Genomic DNA, 2,703 nt, shown 5'->3' with positions numbered 1-2,703 from the left:
GCCCAGGACCCCCGTGAGCACCCCCACCGGCAGCTGGTCGGCCCCGAACGCCCGCTGGGAAACCCAGTCCGAGGTGACCAGCAGGAGGGCCCCGGTCCAGGCCGAGGGCAGCAGATTGGGGCCGGGCGCCCGGGTCAGCCGGCGGGCGACCTGCGGGGCGACCAGGGCGACGAAGGCGATCGGGCCGGCGGCGGCCGCCGCCGCGGCGGTGAGCAGCACCGCGGTGAGCATCATCAGCAGCCGGGTCCGTTCGACCCGCACCCCCAGGGCGTACGCACTGTCGTCACCCATCTCCAGCATGCGCAGCGCCCGCCCGTGGCCCAGGGCCAGTGGCATCAGCACCGCGCAGACACAGGCGAGCGGCCATACCTGGTCCCATTCCCGCCCGCTCAGCGAGCCGGTGACCCACAGCAGGGCCCGGGCCGCGTCCAGGATGTCCGCCTTGGTGAGCAGATAGCCGTTGACGGCGGAGAGCATGGCGGACATGCCGATGCCGACCAGCACCAGCCGGTAGCCGTGCACTCCCCTGCGCCAGGCCAGCGCGTAGACGGCGAGCCCGGTCAGCACGCCCCCGCCCACCGCGCCGGCGGCCACCGCGGTCTCGCTCCCCTGGAAGAGCACGATCACGGTGAGCGCGCCGGCCGCCGAGCCCTGGCCGAAGCCGATCACGTCGGGGCTGCCCAGCGGATTGCGGGACACGCTCTGGAAGATCGCGCCGGCCAGCCCGAGGGCGGCGCCGACCAGCAGCCCCACCAGCACGCGGGGCAGCCGCAGTTCGTTGACGACGAAGTCCTGCGCCGCGGTCCCGCCACCGGACAGGGTGCGCAGCACCTCCATGGGCGGCACCGGGTAGTCGCCGGTGCCGATCAGCACCACGCCCATGGCGAGCGCGGCGGCGGCGAGCAGGCCGCCGGCCACCAGGGAGCGGGTGTCGACGCGGACCGACAGGCCGCGGGCGCGCAGGGTGCGGCCGCCGGGGCCCGGCGGGTCGGTGGGTCGCCGGTCGGCGTGCGGGCTCACAGCTGGGCCATCCTTCGGCGGCGTACGAGGTAGATGAAGACGGGGCCGCCGATCAGGGTGGTGACCACGCCGACCTGGAGTTCGGAGGGGCGGACGGCGATCCGGCCGATGATGTCCGAGCCGAGCAGCAGGACCGGCGAGAGCACCGCCGCGTACGGCAGGATCCAGCGCAGATCCGGACCGGTGAGCGCGCGCACCATGTGCGGCACCATCAGTCCGACGAAGGCGATGGGGCCGCAGGCGGCGGTGGCCGCCCCGCACAGCAGGGTGATCGCGGCCATGGCCAGCACCCGGGTGCCGGTCAGCCGGGCGCCGAGGGCGCGCGCGGTGTCGTCGCCCAGGGCGATGGCGTTGAGCGGCCGGGCCAGCGCCAGCGCCAGCACCACGCCGACCGCCAGGAAAGGGGCGACCTGCTCGATCACCCTGACGTTCGCGGAGGCCAGGGAGCCGACCGTCCAGAAGCGCATCCGGTCCAGCGCCGCGGAGTCCAGCAGCTGCACGGCGTAGACATAGCCGTAGAGGGCGGCGTACAGGGCGTTCCCGGCCAGTGCCAGCCGGACCGGGGTGGCGGCGCGGCTGCCGCCCAGCGCGTACACCGCGGTGGAGACCACCGCCGCGCCCAGGAAGGCGAACCACACATAGCCGGTCAGCGAGGTGACGCCGAGGAAGCTGATGGCCGATACGACCGCGGCCGAGGCACCGGCGTTGACCCCCAGGAGCCCGGGGTCGGCGAGCGGATTGCGGGTGAGCGCCTGCATCACCGCGCCCGCCAGCCCCAGGCCGACGCCGGCCAGCAGGCCCAGCAGGGTGCGGGGCAGGCGTACGTCCCGGATCACCACATCGGTCTTGTTCCCGGAGTAGTGGAACAGCCCGTGCCAGACCTGGTCGAGCGGGATGGGCTTGGCGCCCACCGCGAGGCTCGCCGCGGTGATCAGCGCCAGCGCGGCCAGGGCGAGCAGCAGCCCGGCGGCGCGGCGCGGGGCGCGCGGGGACGGCGGTGGGACCGCGGCCGGCGTCGCGGCCCCGGCGCGCGGGGGACTGGCCAGGGACACGCGGAAATCCACCTCGCAGCGGCACAGGAAGACCGGGAAGAAACTTAGGTTAGGTTAACCTAAGTCTCAACTCCCGGTGCGGCAACCCCAGCAGCCTCGGTGCGGCAACCCGGGGGAGCCTCCGGGGCACCCCCCGCAGCCTCGGTGCGGCAACCCCCAGCAGCCCCCGGCCGGTCCCGGGGCACCCCCCGGACGACACCGCACGCCGCTCCGGCCGCCCTGCCGTCCGAAACCACTGAGGGTCGGTCACTCCCCCCTGGCAGCCCGCGATCCGGCCAGGCTCACCATCCCAACCGCGCCAGCGCCCTCCCGCAGTCCGCCGTGAACGCCGCCTTCCCCGCCGCCGTCCAGGCCGCGGCGCACAGGGCGCGCAGCCCGTCCAGACGGTCCTCGCCCTCCCCGCCGAGCCGCAGCCCGTCCCCGTCCACCGAGGCCGACCAGCCACCGCAGCGGAATCCGGCGTTCCCGCCCTCCGCCACCACCTCCGGCTGCCCGGCCAGCAGCCCGCGCAGGTCGGCGGCGACATAGGTCGGCCGGTGCCGGGGCTCGGCGGCGAGCAGCAGGGCCGGAGTGGTCACCCCGGTCAGCACCAGCAGCGAGTCCACCCCGCCCGCCCAGGCGCCCTCGATAT

The 2,703-nt window shown here is 75.3% G+C and carries 3 protein-coding genes; all 3 read right to left on the bottom strand.

All coding sequences use genetic code 11. The features are described 5' to 3' along the window. Positions 1–1,020: FecCD family ABC transporter permease (locus tag E4099_RS31150; protein ID WP_425348289.1), on the bottom strand; the 1,020-nt coding region annotated here is incomplete at its 3' end. Continuing rightward, a complete protein-coding gene (locus E4099_RS31145; protein ID WP_135342452.1) occupies positions 1,017–2,072 on the bottom strand; it encodes a FecCD family ABC transporter permease in 1,056 nt (351 codons plus the stop codon). The genes E4099_RS31150 and E4099_RS31145, both read right to left, overlap by 4 nt. 281 nt (positions 2,073–2,353) lie before the next feature. Continuing rightward, on the bottom strand, positions 2,354–2,703 hold a 350-nt coding region (locus E4099_RS31140), incomplete at its 5' end, for an HAD hydrolase-like protein (protein WP_167828548.1).

Source organism: Streptomyces palmae (assembly GCF_004684805.1).
Lineage (GTDB): Bacteria > Actinomycetota > Actinomycetes > Streptomycetales > Streptomycetaceae > Streptomyces > Streptomyces palmae.
This window is presented reverse-complemented; position numbering and strand designations above follow the sequence as displayed.